This is a genomic window from Labrys sp. LIt4 (genome assembly GCF_017813775.1).
GTDB lineage: Bacteria > Pseudomonadota > Alphaproteobacteria > Rhizobiales > Labraceae > Labrys > Labrys okinawensis_A.
On sequence record NZ_JAGIPY010000012.1, the window covers coordinates 110,757 to 126,879 of the forward strand.

18 protein-coding genes and 1 tRNA gene are annotated in these 16,123 nt (G+C 60.0%); 14 read left to right on the top strand and 5 right to left on the bottom strand.

What is annotated here, in order from left to right; translation table 11 throughout:
* Window positions 1–8 precede the first annotated feature (8 nt).
* The 9 genes from J8I29_RS21205 to J8I29_RS21245 all read left to right on the top strand — a co-directional run bounded on the left by J8I29_RS21205 (window position 9) and on the right by J8I29_RS21245 (window position 9,795).
* Window positions 9–1,010, top strand: a complete 1,002-nt coding sequence (locus J8I29_RS21205) for a major capsid protein (protein ID WP_105864047.1) — start codon at window positions 9–11, stop codon at window positions 1,008–1,010.
* A 199-nt stretch (window positions 1,011–1,209) separates the two neighbouring features.
* Window positions 1,210–1,650 carry a Bbp16 family capsid cement protein gene (locus tag J8I29_RS21210; protein WP_105864046.1) on the top strand — a complete coding sequence of 147 codons (441 nt, stop codon included), beginning with the start codon at window positions 1,210–1,212 and terminating at the stop codon, window positions 1,648–1,650.
* 1 nt (window position 1,651) lies between these two features.
* Window positions 1,652–1,951 carry a hypothetical protein gene (locus J8I29_RS21215; RefSeq protein WP_105864045.1) on the top strand — a complete coding sequence of 100 codons (300 nt, stop codon included), beginning with the start codon at window positions 1,652–1,654 and terminating at the stop codon, window positions 1,949–1,951.
* Between the two features lie 89 nt (window positions 1,952–2,040).
* Window positions 2,041–2,628, top strand: coding sequence for a hypothetical protein (locus J8I29_RS21220; protein WP_105864044.1), 588 nt, complete (start codon window positions 2,041–2,043; stop codon window positions 2,626–2,628).
* Complete coding sequence (locus tag J8I29_RS21225; RefSeq protein ID WP_209433164.1) at window positions 2,628–5,102, top strand: discoidin domain-containing protein; 2,475 nt, start codon at window positions 2,628–2,630, stop codon at window positions 5,100–5,102. Before J8I29_RS21220 ends, J8I29_RS21225 begins: the two co-directional genes overlap by 1 nt.
* A 2-nt stretch (window positions 5,103–5,104) precedes the next feature.
* Window positions 5,105–5,626, top strand: coding sequence for a hypothetical protein (locus tag J8I29_RS21230; protein ID WP_209433165.1), 522 nt, complete (start codon window positions 5,105–5,107; stop codon window positions 5,624–5,626).
* 338 nt (window positions 5,627–5,964) lie between these two features.
* Window positions 5,965–8,727 carry a hypothetical protein gene (locus J8I29_RS21235; protein WP_209433166.1) on the top strand — a complete coding sequence of 921 codons (2,763 nt, stop codon included), beginning with the start codon at window positions 5,965–5,967 and terminating at the stop codon, window positions 8,725–8,727.
* A complete protein-coding gene (locus J8I29_RS21240; protein ID WP_209433167.1) occupies window positions 8,727–8,927 on the top strand; it encodes a hypothetical protein in 201 nt (66 codons plus the stop codon). The genes J8I29_RS21235 and J8I29_RS21240 overlap by 1 nt, the downstream gene beginning before the upstream one ends.
* Before the next feature lie 220 nt (window positions 8,928–9,147).
* Window positions 9,148–9,795: an acetyltransferase gene (locus J8I29_RS21245; RefSeq protein WP_209433168.1), complete on the top strand. Its 648-nt coding sequence runs from the start codon at window positions 9,148–9,150 to the stop codon at window positions 9,793–9,795.
* On the opposite strand, the gene J8I29_RS21250 is transcribed toward J8I29_RS21245, so the two are convergent.
* A complete protein-coding gene (locus tag J8I29_RS21250) occupies window positions 9,789–10,637 on the bottom strand; it encodes a glycosyltransferase family 2 protein (RefSeq protein WP_209433169.1) in 849 nt (282 codons plus the stop codon). The genes J8I29_RS21245 and J8I29_RS21250 overlap by 7 nt on opposite strands.
* 1 nt (window position 10,638) lies before the next feature.
* On the bottom strand, window positions 10,639–11,319 hold the full coding sequence (locus J8I29_RS21255) for a class I SAM-dependent methyltransferase (RefSeq protein WP_209433170.1): 681 nt from the start codon (window positions 11,317–11,319) through the stop codon (window positions 10,639–10,641).
* 144 nt (window positions 11,320–11,463) lie between these two features.
* On the opposite strand from J8I29_RS21255, the gene J8I29_RS21260 reads away from it, so the two are divergent.
* The 5 genes from J8I29_RS21260 to J8I29_RS21275 all read left to right on the top strand — a co-directional run bounded on the left by J8I29_RS21260 (window position 11,464) and on the right by J8I29_RS21275 (window position 14,580).
* A complete protein-coding gene (locus J8I29_RS21260; protein ID WP_209433171.1) occupies window positions 11,464–12,375 on the top strand; it encodes a hypothetical protein in 912 nt (303 codons plus the stop codon).
* 706 nt (window positions 12,376–13,081) lie between these two features.
* On the top strand, window positions 13,082–13,885 hold the full coding sequence (locus J8I29_RS21265; protein WP_209433172.1) for a glycoside hydrolase family 108 protein: 804 nt from the start codon (window positions 13,082–13,084) through the stop codon (window positions 13,883–13,885).
* Entirely contained in the window at window positions 13,882–14,151 is a 270-nt protein-coding gene (locus tag J8I29_RS21270) for a hypothetical protein (protein ID WP_209433173.1), read from the top strand. Before J8I29_RS21265 ends, J8I29_RS21270 begins: the two co-directional genes overlap by 4 nt.
* On the top strand, window positions 14,138–14,269 hold the full coding sequence (locus J8I29_RS30320) for a hypothetical protein (protein WP_280870981.1): 132 nt from the start codon (window positions 14,138–14,140) through the stop codon (window positions 14,267–14,269). Before J8I29_RS21270 ends, J8I29_RS30320 begins: the two co-directional genes overlap by 14 nt.
* Complete coding sequence (locus J8I29_RS21275) at window positions 14,266–14,580, top strand: hypothetical protein (RefSeq protein WP_105864036.1); 315 nt, start codon at window positions 14,266–14,268, stop codon at window positions 14,578–14,580. Before J8I29_RS30320 ends, J8I29_RS21275 begins: the two co-directional genes overlap by 4 nt.
* A gap of 126 nt (window positions 14,581–14,706) precedes the next feature.
* Here the strand turns inward: J8I29_RS21275 and J8I29_RS21280 are convergent.
* The 3 genes from J8I29_RS21280 to J8I29_RS21290 all read right to left on the bottom strand — a co-directional run bounded on the left by J8I29_RS21280 (window position 14,707) and on the right by J8I29_RS21290 (window position 16,116).
* Window positions 14,707–14,783, bottom strand: a tRNA-Arg gene (locus J8I29_RS21280).
* A 147-nt stretch (window positions 14,784–14,930) separates the two neighbouring features.
* Entirely contained in the window at window positions 14,931–15,131 is a 201-nt protein-coding gene (locus J8I29_RS21285; RefSeq protein ID WP_209433174.1) for a hypothetical protein, read from the bottom strand.
* Window positions 15,132–15,192: 61 nt separating this feature from the next.
* Window positions 15,193–16,116 carry a glycosyltransferase family 10 gene (locus J8I29_RS21290; protein ID WP_209433175.1) on the bottom strand — a complete coding sequence of 308 codons (924 nt, stop codon included), beginning with the start codon at window positions 16,114–16,116 and terminating at the stop codon, window positions 15,193–15,195.
* Between the last annotated feature and the right edge of the window lie 7 nt (window positions 16,117–16,123).

Below are 16,123 nucleotides of genomic sequence, written 5' to 3' on the forward strand. Positions count from 1 at the left end.
AGCAGACCATGGCCGTGATCGGCAACTCCTATCCCACGCTGGTGGATGTCACCAAGCGCCTCGACCCCAACGGCAAGCCCGCCGTGGTAGCCGAGCTCCTGTCCCAGCTCAACGAACCGCTGCAGGACATTCCCTGGATCGAGGGCAACCTGCCCACCGGGCACAAGACCACGATCCGCACCGGCCTGCCGCAGGCGACCTGGCGGCGCCTCAATTACGGCGTGCCGCCGGCCAAAAGCACCACGGCCCAGATCACCGATGTCTGCGGCATGCTGGAAACCTATTCAGTGATCGACAAGGACCTCGCCGATCTCAACGGCAACACCGCCGCCTTCCGCCTGACCGAGGACACCGCCTTCATCGAGGCGATGAACCAGCAATTCGCCCAGGCGCTGTTCTATGAATCGGTGGGCGTCAACCCCGACCGCATCACCGGCCTGTCGCCGCGCTATTCCAGCCTCAGCGCCGGCAACGGCGTCAACGTCATCGATGCCGGCGGCACCGGCGCCTCCAACACCTCGATCTGGCTGGTGGTGTGGGGGCCGAATACCATCCACGGCATCTATCCCAAGGGCACCACAGCCGGGCTCACCCATCAGGACGTCACCACCTCGGCGCCGATCCTCGATCCCAATGGCGGGCGCTACCAGGCCTACCAGACCAAATACCAGTGGAAGTGCGGGCTGACCGTACGCGACTGGCGCTATGCCGTGCGCATCGCCAATATCGACACCACCACGGCCGCCGGCGGCCTGCAGTCGGCGACGCCGCCCAACCTCTACCGCCTGATGGTGCGGGCGATCAACAAGATCCCCTCGCTCAAGATGGGCAAGCCTGCCTTCTATGTGAACCGAGCGGTGAAGACCTGGGGCGACATCCAGGCCATGGAAAAGTCCACCCTCGCCTTCCAGACGGTGACGGACGCCCAGGGCCAGCCTTTCCTCTCGTTCCGCGGCATCCCGGTGCGCTTGACCGACCAGCTTCTCAACACCGAGGCCCGCGTGGTCTGAGATCCGCCTGCCTTTCAGAATGAGGCGCTCAATCCTTCCCCGGCTGCGGGGAAGGTGTCGCTGCAGGGCAGCGACGGGAGGGGGAGAGTAGCGCCACGCTTCCCCTGCCGGCCCTTCGGGCCATCCTCCCCGAAACCGGGGAGGGATTGCCACGCTTCACGCGTCCTTCCCTTTCCTTCCCATCATCGGAGCCAAGTCCATGATCCTGGACCAGCAACTTCTGCTGTCGGACAAGCAGGCGATCACCGCCAGCGCCGTCTCGACCAACACCATCGACCTCACCCAGCCCCGCGATCTCGGCCCTGGCGACAGCCTGGAACTGGTGATCCGCGTCAATACCGCACTCACCGGCGGCACCTCCGTGCAGTTCGCCTATATCACGTCGGCCAGTGCGGACCTGTCGTCTCCCAGCGTCATCGTACAGACGCCGGCCATCCCCGCTGCCAGCCTCACCGCCGGTTCGGAATGGCTGCGCGTGCAGGTGCCCGCGCTCTCGCTCGACGCCCAGCGCCAGCGCTATCTCGGCGTGCAGTACACCGTGGCCGGCACCTTCGCCGCCGGCACGGTGACGGCGGGCCTCGTCGCCGACCGCGAGGCGATCGTCAACTACCCCTCCGGCCTGAATGTGGGGGGCTTCTGAGATGGCGCGCTATCTCGTCAAGGCCAAGGCCTATGTCGATGGCCGCATCATCGAGGCGGGCGAGGAAGTCGAGCTCGTCGGCAAGGTCCGCGAGGAGGACGAGCATCTCGAGCTCGTCCCGGACAAGGCCAATGAGCGCGAGGCACGGAAGGAGGCCGAGGACGTCGATGCCGCCATCCGTGCCGAGGCGGTCAAGGCCAAGCTCGTCGACGATGCCGGCAGCGCGATCGACGAGGCGACGCCGATCGAGATCGTGACCCGCCGGCTCGCCGAATACAAGCAGGCCAACGCCTTCAGGTAAGGCCACGCTTCAGATCCGACCGGGCGGCGCGCGATGTTTCGCGTCCGCGCCGCCCCGACGAGAGCAATTTTTCGCGGCCTGGAGGCCCCATGTCCGTCAATCTCGACATCACCGAGATCTGCAACCTCGCCCTGGATTATCTCGATGAGGCGCCTCTGGCCTCCATCGACGACAATTCGGCCGTGGCGCGCTGGTTTCGGCGCAATTTCTGGCCGATGGCCTGGAGCCTGATGCGCCGCCATCCCTGGAATTTCGCGATGGCACGCACCCTCCTGCCGGAATCGGCGACGCCGCCGGCCTTTGGTTGGGCCCACGCCTACGAGCTGCCGGTGGACTGCCTGCGCGTGATGCCGCTGACCGCGGACGGGACAGAGAGCGGCAAGACCGTTCCGCACAAGATCGAGGGCAGCCAGATCCTCACCGACGAGCCGGCCCCGCGCCCCGTCCGCTATGTCAGGCGTGTCGACAATACCGGCCAGTTCGACCAGCAATTCACCGATGTGCTCGCCCTGGCCCTGGCGCAGAAGGCGGCGCATTTCGTCACCGGCAAGGCCTCCTATGCCGAATCCCTCGGGCAGAAGACGCAGGTCGCCCTTTCCGAAGCGCAGGCGATCGACGCACTGGAAGGCACGCCGGATGACCCCGAAGACAATTTCTGGATCGAGGCTCGTTCCTGATGGGCGCTTATGAACTCAAGCCGGTCTTCTCGCGCGGCGAACTTTCTCCCAAGCTGCACAGCCGCGCCGATCTCGAGCATTTCAAGACCGGGCTGAAGGAATGCCAGAACTTCATGGTGATGCGCCAGGGCGGCCTCACGCGCCGCCCCGGCACGCAATTCGTGCAGGAGGTGAAGGATTCCTCCCGCCCCGCCCGCTTCATTCCCTTCATCTTCTCGGCGAGCCAGGCCTATATGCTGGTGTTCAACGCCGGCGTATTCAGGGTCTACACGCTGGGCGGGCGGGTCGGCAGCGTGGAAGTAACCCATCCCTATGCCGATGCGGACCTGTTCCAGCTCGATTTCGATCAAACCAACGACGTGCTCGACATCACGCACAAGGGCTACCAACCGCGGCGAGTGAAGCGGCTGAGCGACACGTCATGGTCGATCGAGACCGTCCCCGCAAAGGATGGACCGTATCTGCCCGTCAATAACACGGCAACTACGTTGACTCCATCTGGCACCGGGAATGCGGTACCGGTCATGACCTCCGACACAGCACCGTCTGGTGTTTGCTCGGCATCAGACTCGTTGGCTGGATTTGGTCCATTCCGCGCCTTCGATGGCAATGGAAGCACCTTCTGGACTACCACGGACAAGGTTGGATGGCTGTCCTATCAATTTGCGGCATCCAAGGTCATTGTTGGCTATAGCGTTCAGACAAGCAACTATCTGAATCCTGGCGATCCCAGCAACAACGGGCCTATGAACGCTCCTAAGTCCTGGACTTTCGAAGGCAGTGATGACGGGTCCACCTGGATCGTTCTAGATAGCCAGTTTGGCCAAACTGGGTGGAGCAACAACGAAACTCGCTCCTACCTGTTCTCCAACACAACTACCTATCGCTATTACCGGATCAACGTCGCCAGCAACAACGCCGGCACCGAACTCGATATTGCTTCGCTCCGTATGTTGGAGTTGCCGCCGAATGCCGCAACGATCACGATTACCGCATCCAGCATTGCGGGGATCAACAACGATACCGGGTTCCAGTCCAGTGACGTTGGCCGTTTCATCACCCTACTTGGATCGGACTCGATCTATCACCCTTTTCAGATCGTTAGCGTCACCTCGTCTACGATAGTCACGGTGAAAGCCACAGGCGGCCCGCTGCCGTCGGCGCGAGGCACATTGCAATGGCGCTTCGGCGCCTGGGGTGAAACACCCGGCTGGCCGGCTCATGTCGCCACTTTCGAGCAGCGCAAGGTCTACGCCCGCACCAACACCCAACCCTCCGGTATCTGGGCGACCAAGACCGGCGGCTACGGGCGCGAGCTGGACTTCTCCGTCTCCGTTCCGGTGAAGGACGACGACGCGATTTCCTTCACTCTTACCGATGTCAACGAAATCCAGTGGATCGCCGAAGGCGCGGATCTCCTGATTGGCACGGCCGGCGCAGCCCGCACGATGGGACGCGATAGCCCGAACCTGCCCTTCTCGGCCAACAATTTCCGGCAGGCCCTCGCCTCGACCTATGGCTCGCAAGCGATCCGGCCCGTGAAGGTTGGAAGCTCCACGGTCTTCGTCTCCAGCTTCGGTAAGGCGCTCCGCGAATTTGTCCAGGGCGACAGCGGAGCCGGCTATGCGACACCCGATATCTCCGTGCTTTCGGATCACCTGTTCGCTGCCGGAATCGCTGAGCTCTCCTATGCCCAGGAGCCCGACAGCGTGGTGTGGCTGCCCAACGGCAAAGGCGAACTGATCGGCCTGACCTATGAAAAGGACCAGTCCATGGCTGGCCTGCATCGCCATCTTATGGGCGGCAGCGGTTTCGTCGAGAGCTGCGCCACCATGCCCGGCCAGGGCAGGAACGAGGTGTGGCTGATCGTCCGGCGCATGATCGGCGGCGTGAGCAGACGCTATATCGAGCGCATGGCGGCGCCCTTCGAGGCGGCGACCGTTACGCCCGACAAGGCATGGTATCTCGACTGTGCTCTGCAGTATGGCGGCGCCCCCGCAACCGGCGTCACCGGACTTGGCCACCTCGAGGGCCAGCGCGTCGCGATCCTAGCGGATGGCGCGCGTGAAACCGACCAGATCGTCGCCGGCGGCGCTGTTTCGCTTGCCTCGGGGCGGCCGGCCAGCACGATCACCGTTGGCCTGCCTTACCTCTCACGCGCCCGCCTGATGCCCTCCCCCGCTTCAGCCGGCGATGGTTCGGGCCTGGGGCGGCGCAAGAAGATCGTCTTCGCCAAGATCGACTTCCTCTCTACCGGCTCGCTGCGCGCAGGCCGGGACGAAGCGACGGCCGAGGAGATCACCCTGCGCCATACCAATGACGATCTCGGCGCAGCCGCCCCGCTCGCCACCGGCTTCTACGACGCCCGTCCGCAAACGAGTTGGGGCGACAAAGGCGAACTCATGCTGATCACCGACGGCCCGCTGCCGGCGACGATCCGTTCCATCACACTCAACACCGATCCGGAGCCCTGACCATGTGCCCACCGCTTTTTGCAGCCATCGGAGCCGGACTGGCTTCCGCAGCCTCCGCCGCCGGCTCCGCCATTTCGGGCATCGGCCTTGGCACGGCAGCCTCGATCGCCGGCACCGGCCTGTCGACCATCGGCGCCATCCAGCAGGGCAACGCCGCCAAGGCCCAGGCCGACGCCCAGGCCGAGGCTTATCGCCGCCAGGCCCAGATCGAGACGATGACCGGCGAGTACCAGGCCAGCCGCAAGCAGGACCAGATCGACAGCACCATCGGCACGCAAACCGCGCTTACCGGCGGCTCCGGCGTCAATCTCGACGGCTCGCCCTCCGACGTCATCGGCTCGACCGCCAGCGAAGGCGCGCTCGACATCGCCGCCATTCGCTGGAACGCCAAGAACCAGGCCAACAATCTGAACTACCAGGCCAGGCTCGCCAACATCGCCGGCAGGAATGCCCAGACCGGCGGATACTTCAATGCAGCCGGCACCCTGTTCGGCGGCCTGGGGCGATTGGGAAAAACGGCTTGACCTTCCGGCGAAAGACGCAGGCCTAACATTGATGAGGATGCTCCTCCGTTTGGATAGATCGCCTGCCGTCAGCCCGGAAGAGTGGAAAGCCGGGTTCCAGGCTCTGCGTACGGCGATGGCGTCACATGTTGCAGCCACCGGCGAACATCGCCCGATCACGCCTTCTGTATGCCAGGCACTATAAACGCCGGCCGTTGAGCTCGGCGCCGATGCCCACGCCACCTATCTCGATTCACCGCCGAGAACATCTCGTTTCGTGCCCTCTCCGTCGCTCCTCAACTCCACATCCGCCCCCAAAGTCCCGCCTCACAGGCGGAATTCTGTTTGCCGGAGCCTCCATGACCATTCCCAGCTATGACAATCGCCGTACCTATGCTGGCGACGGCAGCACAACCGTCTTCGCTTTCCCGCCCCCGTTTACGGCCAACACCGATCTTGTAGTGCAGATTCAGGCCGCAGACGGGGCGACCGTCACCAAGACGCTCGGCATGGACTATATGGTGACCGGCGCCGGTTCACCTGCAGGCGGCAGCGTGACCATGACGGCCGCGCCGACAACGGGTACCACGCTGATCATCTACCGCGACGTGCCGCTCACTCAATCGGTCGATCTGCAGGATGGCGGCCCTCTGCCGGCGCCAACGATCAACCGAGCGCTCGATCGCATCACCATGTGGGGTCAGAGGCTGAAAGAACAGGTCGTCGCCCTCGGCGCCCTGGCGAACCAAACGGCGGCCGGCCTGATGTCGCCCGCCGACAAGGCGAAGCTCGATGGGATTCAAGCTGGCGCGCAGGTCAACACCGTGACGTCGGTTGCTGGCAGGACGGGCGCCGTGACCCTCGTCAAAGGTGATGTCAGCCTCGGAAACGTCGACAATACCAGCGACCTCAACAAACCGATTTCGACGGCGACGCAGGCCGCGCTGAACACCAAGGCCAACACCTCCGCGCTTGCGGCGGTGGCCTTCTCCGGTGCAAAGGCTGATGTAGGACTCGGCAATGTCGACAATACCGCAGACACGAACAAGCCCGTTTCCAGCGCCCAGGCTGCCGCCGACACCGCAACACTGAACAGCGCCAAGGCCTACACGGACAGCAAGGCCAACAAGGCTAGTGTCGGCCTGGGGAACGTCGACAACACCTCCGACCTCAACAAGCCGATCAGCACCGCCACGCAGGCCGCTCTCGACCTAAAAGCGAATACCTCCTCCCTTGGATCGGCAGCGTTCCAGCCGTCGACGGCGTTCGCCACCGCGGCACAGGGAGCAAAGGCCGACACTGCCGTGCAGGGATTGCAGGCGGGCCTGAATATCGAGATCGACAATACCGATCCGCTTCACCCCAAGGTAACTGCGGTTGGCTCGGCTGTCGGTGGCGATGTCACCGGGCCTGCTGGTGGCGTGGCAGCGAATGAGGTCGTGCTGTTCGATGGAGCCACCGGCAAGCTGATCAAGGGTAGCGGCATTCAAATCGCGAATGTTGCGAAGATCAATACGGTGCAGACCTGGACGACGAAACCAACTTTTTCCGTTGGCGCACAAACCATATCATCAGATCCCGCCGCCAATCCAATTGGTAGCAATGATGTTGCCAGTACAAAATATGTTTTCGATTTATTCAACTACTTTTATTCAACGGGAAGTATTGTTGGCAAGGATAGCCCCGCATTTACCGGGAATCCTACTGCACCGACGCCACAAGTCGGCGACAATGACACTAGTATCGCCACGACATCTTTCGTACAAGGAGAAATCAACGCCCGACCAAAGCTAAAAATTTATTCTGCGAACGCGACTTTGTCCCCCTCCGATACGCACTCCATCATCCGCATCGAAGGAGGTACAGTTTATAATCTGCCGGACAACAGCGCTTCTCCCAAGTCGATCGAGTATGCGATCTTCAATGCTACGAATGCGACTGTCACGATTACAGTGCCGGCCGGCAATTATCTCTACACCAGGGATGGTATCTCTGCCTCTGGCGGAAGCTATACACTCACCCCCTATGGAGCCATTCTGGTCAATGCCGCGAATTGGGATTGGTATATCCTCGAAAACAAGCGGATACCCGGCATTCCAACTGCATATTCCATCGGTGATCTTCTTTACGCCGACAGTGCCACTACGCTTGCCGCCTTGGCGGATGTGGCCGGAGGAAACGTGTTGCGTTCCGGCGGGGTGGGCGCTGCGCCTTCTTGGGGCAAGGTCGGTCTGACGACGCATGTCAGCGGGGCGCTCCCGGTTACCAACGGGGGTACAGGGCTGACCTCGGCGGGCTCCAACGGCCAAGTTCTTACGATCGTTTCGGGTGCGCCCGCTTGGTCTTCGAATGCGGCGACGTGGCCCCTCGGCTCTCTCTACGGCTTGATACTCTCGCAGGGATCGACCACGAGTGTGGGCATCTCTGTAGGCGGTTGTACTAATGAAGACGGCGGCTCTACCTACAATATGGTGCTCGGCTCAGCTATCACGAAATCTCTTTCGGCCTGGGCTGCCGGCTCCGGTAACGGTGCTCTTGATACGGGCTCAATCGCGCCGAGCACTTGGTACCATGTCCATTTGATCCGCAAGGACAGTGACGGCTCGATCGACGCACTCCTGTCGCTTAGCACTACGGCGCCGACAATGCCAAGCGGCTACACTGCGCGGCGGCGTCTCGGCTCCATCCGCACGAACGGATCTTCGCAGGTAACGGCCTTCCTTCAGGTAGGAGACGAGTTCATCTGGACAGTTCCAGTCATGGACCGCAACGGCAACTCTGCATCGGGCGCAACATCCGTCACGATCTCTGTGCCGAGTGGTGTCAGAGTCAAAGCCAGGCTGCGCGGCGCAATCCAAACGACGGCAAGCAACTTCGTCACGATGTCTGTCTATTCGCCAGAAATCACCGATCAAACCGCCATGTCGGGCAATGCTGGCTCCGCATCAATGGTTATACCGATCTCTGGCGCGCCTTTTTCAAGCAATTCCTGGGGGGCTTCTGCCTTCGATGTGGTGACCAATACCTCCTCGCAGGTGCGTGTTGCCGTCACTTCCACTTCGACCGCCGGCACCGTCGCCCTTCAAACTGATGGTTGGATCGACGCGAGAGGAAGGTTCTGATGCCGTTCGTTCAACGTGATGGAGCAGACAAGATTGTTTGCGCCTATGCCAATTTGCAACCCGGCACTGCTGAGGAAAGCACAGCAGAAAATGCACCGGAATATCTCGCGTTCCTCGCTGACTGGCGACTAGTGCTGCACCAAATGCATCTACAGGGCCAATATCTGGTGCAGTGCGTATGTCGAAGCTTCCACGATTGACACTCAGTTGAACGCTCAACCTGTGGGGTTTCGTTGCATGCGGCAGGACAGCCAAACCTTTACTACCTCGGATGAAATGTATCCGATGGTAAAGGTTGCTGTTGAACAGGCCTTTGGCGCGGCTCGGACTGCAGAGTTGCTGAAACCGGCCGACTGGCCCTACGCTGGCGCAGGAAGTGATCCGCTGCTATCGTGATCCAAGAAAAAAGATACGGACCAGATGATCGAAGTCGTTTTATGGGGTGGCACCGGGCATTCCCGTGTGCTTCGTGAATTGCTCAGCCATCTCGGCATAACTGTGTCCGCAGTCATAGACAACCGTGAAATCGAACCGCCATTCGCTGGCGTCGAGACCATCCGCGGGATCGAAGGTCTGAAGTCTTGGTTGGACCGGCGCGACGATTGTTCAATTAAGCCCTCATACGCTCTTGCAATTGGCGGCGGTTATGGCCGCGATCGACTCGCCATAGCGCAAGATCTCGATGCTCTCGGGCTTCCTCCGATCTCGTTGGTTCACCCGACAGCTATGATCGCTTCCGATGCGGTCGTTGGATTGGGGTCTCAGGTCCTGATCGGAGCCACCGTGGCAACATGCGTTCAGGTCGGCAGGTGCTCGATCATCAACAGCCGAGCCAGTGTTGATCATGACTGCATCATTGGCGATGGCGTCCACATTGGCCCCGGGGCCACGCTGTGTGGACAGATCGAGGTTGGCGACGGTGTCTTCGTCGGTGCCGGCGCCACGGTGCTTCCAAGGATCAAAATCGGTAGCGATGCTACCGTTGGCGCCGGTGCTGTCGTGACTAAGGATGTTCCTGCTGGGAGCACTATTGTCGGAGTTCCTGCGCGACCGCTGCAGGCTCAGTAACGAAACAGCGTCCGCTTGATGATCTTCTTCATCGGATAGACCCGCTTTCCTACATAGAGGCGGTTGGCGGCCTTGATTGCCAGTTTCGTGAACGGATCAAACTGGCGATCATCGACCATGGCATCGCAACATCTCAGGAACTCATGCCGCAGCTTCATCAGCTCCGGAATCGGCTGGCGCTGCCCTGATCTTGGACCATGCGCTTTGGGCGTTACCCTCTGGATGAATTTGGTCTCAGGGGCGGCCGTGACCTGCTGATCCAGCAATATGGGATACAGCGTGAGATGATCGGAAGCCCAGGCATAAGGGAAGTCCGTCCAAACCTTGTCGATCAAAGGCCTCAGGATGTCGGTCTTCCAGATTCCGTAGTACCAGCCAGCATGCGAACCGAACATCAGGTTCAAGATGCCGGAAAGGCCTCGCCGAGTCGGAATCGAAGGCACATAATCGCGCGTAAGGCGGCCGTTCGGTCGCTCAAACTGGATGGTCCCGGTTGCCAGGGCTGCTGTCGGCGTCCGCTTCAGCGCAGCAACGAGCTTCTCGACATAATCAGGTGCAGAGATGTCGTCATGCGCACGCCACATGAAATATGGCGACGTCGCCTGTTCCAAAGGGGTGATAAAATTCTTGACCGCTCCGACGTTCGTTGGCCGGCGAGTATATTTGATGCGACTGTCAGCGGCAGCGAAACGTTCTACGATTGTCTGCGTCTTATCGGTCGACGCGTTGTCGAACAGCAAGATCTCGATTTCTCGAAACGTCTGCCCGACCAGGCATTCCAGACACTCTTCGAGCTGGTCTTGACCGTTATAAACAGGAACGCCGATCGTAACTTCGGTCACTTCAGAGCTTCCCGCGACCGGTGGCCCGGTTGAATGCAGTCGGGATCCTCTTCTTGCGCTGCAACTGCCAGACCGAGATACCAAACCGAATTGCGAAATTTCGAACCAAGATAAAGTCCTTGGCCTGGATCAGGTCGTCGAAGACACGCCTACAGTCCCAGACACCAAGCGTGTCGTGGAGCACCATGTACCCGCCGACCCTCAGAAGCTCCTTGGTCAAGAAAATGTCTTTGCGCAAGCCATGGTAGGTGTGATCGCCGTCGACGAAAGCGAAATCGATCTTGTTTTCGTATTTCAGCAGACGCTGGCGGACCTCCGGTGCATGAGAATCGGAAATGATTTCCTCGATCAACTCGCTGTTGAGATCCTTTTTGATGCGCGTCCAATGAGGGTAGACTGGGTGGGTACCAACGTCGACCACGATGGTTTTGTCAGCCGAATAAAAGTCGCGTAGAAACTTGGTTTGGCCACCAGAAGCGATTCCGATATCCATGCTATATTCGGCCGGCCTTATCTTCGTCGCCATGTAGTGGACGAAAGATCCGAATTCCTCAGGATCCTGCTGAAGATACAGTCCATCTTCACGCGCCGGGTAGCCGAAGAAGGTGGTGTCTGATGAGCCGGCGTCTTCGACGGCTTGGATAATGCTCTCTCGGCTGCCAGCAGGCTTCGTCATACGCATAAATCGGTCCCTTCACGTGCACGCGACGCTAGCGCGCCGCCACAATGAAGACAAGCACATCTGTTTTCATCCTATGGTATGTATAGAGGCCTGGATACAGCCGTGCTAAATGGTGGCCGGGGTATCGGAGTTTGTCAGATTTAAATGAAACGCATTACTGTCATATTCTTGTGGCGAAAAATGAACGCCCCTAGATATGCCTATGCGTTCTTTAGAAGCATTAAAGAACACGACGCCGGTGTGGCATATGATTTGGTAATTGCGGCAAAAGGATACGCACCCGGAGAGCTAATTGCGTATGCTGATGTGCTGCCCTCGCTCCCTTGTTCCAGTATCAGGATTATGCATTTTCCCGACGAAAGGTCGCCGACAGCGGTAATCAAGGACGCAGCTGCTTCTTGCAAGACCGAGTTTGTTCTCGCCTTAACGTCCTGGAGCCGAATTCTCGCTCCACACTGGCTTTCGCATTACCTGGCGGCCTTCGACAACATTCCCGACTGCGGCATCGTCGGAGCGAGCGGAGGCTACGAATGCCTCAACGACCATACCCCCTTCCCGAATGTGGGGATCCGCTCCAACGCGTTCATGTTGAGAACGGAGATCTTCAACTCGCTTGATGCCGGTCCGCTGGTCACGCCATTCGATGGTAGCAACTTCGAAGCTGGGCCCAACGGCATGACGAAGCAGATCGTCGCCAGAGGGCTGCGTCCGGTCGTTGTTGATCGGTTCGGAGGTCGATGGCTGCCCGAGGATTGGCCAAAGAGCCACACTTTTCGGCATGCCGAACAAGAAGGGCTTTTGATCGCCGACAATCGCACCATCCAATACACCTGTGGTAGCCGGCGAAAACGGAAGCGGCTTGTCACGCGGTGCTGGGGGGCGAATGTCGACACAGTTCCTGGATCGCCGGTGCGCAAGACAATCGAATGGCTGAAATGGCACTATCCGCGAGGACCGATTGATGTCTTCCAGGATGCATGGGACCTATTCGTTTCGACCGTCTGCAAGATGATCGGAAAGTCACCTACTCCACCCAGGAAGGTTTTTCCAGGTTGATCCTGTGGCCACTGGACAACTGTCTCAATAAGTTATTTTGCTAAGATTTTTAGCCGCCCTCCGGGGCGGTTTTCCTTTGGAGATACACAGTGTTTAATACTACATTCGACTTTCATCAGGTCACTGTTGATTCCGCGTGCACCATCACTGATTCAACCAACGTGCTGGTCAATGGAGTCGCCAAGAAAATCGCGATTTGCCAAGGAAAGCACCATACATAAGTTTTTCATCGCCAGTTTTCGCGCGGCAGGCGCAACAACCTTGCACACGCACCGGAAATGAAGGTCTCGATATCTCTAGCTGCGAATGGGGTGTAGCTGGCCAAACGATTGCTTAACATTCAGGCTCTCTTATTCAACTCAACTCTCGCGTCACAATGCTGACCAACGACCTAGCCACCGTGCAGGACCAGATCAAGAAGTTGCAAAAAGAGAACGAGAATCTGAAGAAAAAATAGCGCACCGCCTCTTAATGCCTGGCAACCGCCTCAATAAAGGCGGCCTTTTTATTGGAGCTCCCATGTTTTGTACCCTGCTTGCCGGGACGCTGGCGCACGCCCTACTGTTTTGCGCCACACGCCAGCCTGATGCGCCTTATAGGGTCGGGGTCGCCAAGGAAATCGTCTAGCGGCTTCAAAGTCCCGATATCGCAATCGGTGAACTGAACACAGGCTCCCCTCTGGGGAGCTTTTTTTTGGAGCTCTCACATGAGCGAAACTCTCGCCCAAACCATCAAGCTCGTCTTTGGCTCCGAAGGCGGCTATGTGAACCATCCGCGCGATCCGGGGGGCGCCACCAAATATGGGATCACCGCGGCCACCCTGGGCGCCGCGCGCCGGCTCGGCCGCAAGGCGACACCGGATGAAGTCAAAGGCCTGACGCTGGCGGAGGCAGCCCGGATCCTGGACAGGCAATATGCACAGCCGCTGCGCTATCGGGAACTGCCGGCCGGCCTGGATTATGCCTTGTTCGATTACGCCGTGAATTCCGGCCCGGCCCAGGCCGTGAAGACGCTTCAGCGCCTTCTCGCCGTCGAGGCGGATGGCATTCTGGGCCTGAAGACGCTGGAGGCCATCCGCAAGCACGAGATAGCCAGCCTCATCGATAGTTTGCAGGACGCCCGCTTGCGGTTCCTGCGTGGCCTCAAGACCTGGCCGACCTTCGGCAGGGGCTGGAGCGCCCGTATCGCCCATGTTCGGGAGACTGCGCTGCACCTCGCCGATGGCGTCGCCACGGCCATCCCTCAGCCGCCTGCCGGCCTGGAGACCGCCACTCCCGCAGATGCCAAGGTCTCCTCGACCATCACAGGCAAGGGCACCATCGTGGCGACGATCGGCACGGCCAGCGCCACCATCGGCGCGGCCAAGGACGCATTGCAACCGATCACCGGCAATGGCGGCGTGGTCGATATCGTCTTCGCCCTGCTGGTCGCAGGCGGCAGCGTCGCGGCGATCGCCGGCCTCGTCGTTATCGCCTATCGGCAGGCGAGGCATCGGGAGGCGTCGGCATGATCGCCGCCGCCCTCGCCCTCTTCCGCCTGATCCCGCCGCACCTGTTGCTGAGAGCGCTGGCAATCGTCGCCGCCTTGACGGCGCTCTGGCTTTTCATCCAAGACCGCGAGCGGGCTGCAACGCAGCGAGCCGCCGCCAACATCGAAAGGGCAAATCATGTGGCCAAGGAGCGTTTCGTCGAGGCCCGTGAGGCTGTCGACCGCTGCTACAGCGCTGGTGGCGATTGGGATCGCTTTGAGCGGGTGTGCAAGCGTGGCGCCCGTTGACCGCCCCTGCGGCGTGATCACCGACAGCCTGCGGGACGTTCAGGCCGTCTCCCGCGAGGGCAATCGCCGCCTGGCGATCCACTATGAGGGCGGCCGGGCGGCAGGGTGCTGGCCATGAGCGAAAGGGAAAGCTGGAGCGTGGACAAGAAGATCCCGCTCGCCTTGGTAATCGCCCTCTTCGTCCAGACCGGCGGCGTCGTCTGGTGGTCGAGCCAGCTCAACAGCCGCGTCACAGTCATCGAGGAACGCAACCTCAAGCTCGAGGTCGAGATCGGCAAGCTCAAGGACGGCAGTTCCGAGGTTCGCGAGCGCTTTGCAAGAGCCGAGACCACGATGCAGGCCTTCGTCGAAACCACACGCCGCATCGAGGCCAAGCTCGATCGCCTCATCGATGACAAACTACCATCGAGAACCATCAGTCCTCGCTGACCGATCAGCATTCTGCGGGGGGCTTTTTGCGGTCTTCGATCCGTGAGTTTTCGTTTCGGATAACCCAGCTCGCTGTCCGGCCACCTGATATGCCACCGAATGAAGCAGACGAACCATATAGGTGCGTGGCGTCCCGGAAGGGATTCGAACCCCTGACCTACGGTTTAGGAAACCGTTGCTCTATCCTGCTGAGCTACCGGGACAGCCTGGGCGCCACGAAAACCCGTTCGCACGGGAAAGGTCAAGTCCTTTCCGTAGCACCTGGTCTTGTTTGTGCTTGAATGAATGCCCGCAGCGGCATGCTCGCGCAGGAAGCAGCGAGAACCAAGCTCCTCATTCAATTCGGTGTCTTAGAAATTCCCGGTTACGGCCATAGCGTCCAGGACTGTCGCTCCGTTGATCGGGAAGGAAACGATTGCGGGCGATTGATAGTGGTCACCACAAACCTGCTTTAGTGCGGCCAACAGATCCTGCGCCGCAATTTGCGCGTCTACGGCCGAATGAACATCCACCGTGCTCGGCACCAGAACTTCATCGCTCGTAGACGGCATCCACTTTCTCCAGCTTGGACTCGAGTTCTCTGGGCATCATGCTATCCCACGGCAGCGCCATTTACAACGCAGCGCAATCCCCGAGCCTTCCCAAAATCAACTCGCTCAAGCGAGTCAGTGGCGGGCGCGCCTCACGTTCAATCAGCGTGAGGAAATGGCTGCGCAAGGGCCGTTGTTTCCAGGCGAACAGGCGCTGATAGGCGGCTTCGTCGCTGGCAAGCCGCTTGAGATGCTCGGCCAAATCCTTCGGATCCGCGAAGCGTGATGCATCGATATAGCAATTGCTTCCCGGCACGAATTTCTCGACATTCGGCGCTCCGAAATAGACGGGCACCGATCCGGCCCAAAAAGCGTCGAAGAGTTTCTCGGTTACATAGTCGTTGCTGCGAGCGTTCTCGAAGGCAATGGTAAATCTATAAGCGCCGATCACATCCAACTTCGATTCCCGGCCCCTGTCGGTTGGAAGCCGCCTGTTGTTCAGGAACTTGCCGTAGGAATCGATCGCAATATAGCGGCTCAGTTCGTAGAGATAAGCGCGCCGGTCATTGCGGTCGACATCGCTCGAGATGAAGGACACCAGCGGCGCGTCTTCGGTCTTGGGCGGGGGCGGCCGGCGGAGCGCGCTCAGCATGTTAGCCACAGAACCGAACGGAATGGCGTAGGTGGTGGGAATGTCCGAATCCAGGCGATAAGTCATGGTCAAGTCGAAATGCTGCATGAATCGCGCATCGCGCATGACCGGATAATGGTCCTCGCATTCCAAAGAGCAGCCAACCCAGATCTGGCCAGGCCGCTTTTTCGGCTTGAGCTCCCAACTCCAGGGCCTGATGGCGGTTATCCGATCCTCTTTCCATTCGGGCAGATGGCAGATGACGACATCCGCTTCAGCAAAGCGCGACCGGTCCGTGGTGATTTCTACGCCTTCGATCATATCCTCCTGGCCAAGGGGATGCCCCCAATGGGCGTCGAAGACCAGAATCAGCATGGCGACT